Below are 376 nucleotides of genomic sequence, written 5' to 3' on the forward strand. Positions count from 1 at the left end.
CGCGCCAAAGGTTCTGAATTTAATCTTCTCCCATCAACGCGAAACACCAACCCTTACGAAGATCAGAACCTTTAGGAGCAACGACCATGACCGCATTCAAATACAACCGCCTGAACAAAGACGACGCCGCTGTCCTGCTGGTGGATCACCAGGCTGGCCTGCTGTCCCTGGTGCGCGATATCGAGCCTGACCGTTTCAAGAACAACGTTCTGGCCCTGGCGGATCTGGCCAAGTTCTTCAACCTGCCAACTATCCTCACCACCAGCTTCGAACAAGGCCCCAATGGCCCGCTGGTGCCGGAACTGAAAGAACTGTTCCCGGATGCCCCGTACATCGCTCGCCCTGGCCAGATCAACGCCTGGGACAACGAAGACTT

Annotated in this window: 1 pseudogene; it reads left to right on the forward strand. The window is 55.9% G+C overall.

What is annotated here, in order from left to right:
* Nucleotides 1-86: 86 nt before the first annotated feature.
* Nucleotides 87-376 (forward strand): annotated as a pseudogene (locus tag DM374_RS32845) (hydrolase); the annotation flags it as partial.

Origin of the sequence: Pseudomonas huaxiensis, assembly GCF_003231275.1 — a bacterium.
Classification (GTDB): Bacteria; Pseudomonadota; Gammaproteobacteria; order Pseudomonadales; family Pseudomonadaceae; genus Aquipseudomonas; species Aquipseudomonas huaxiensis.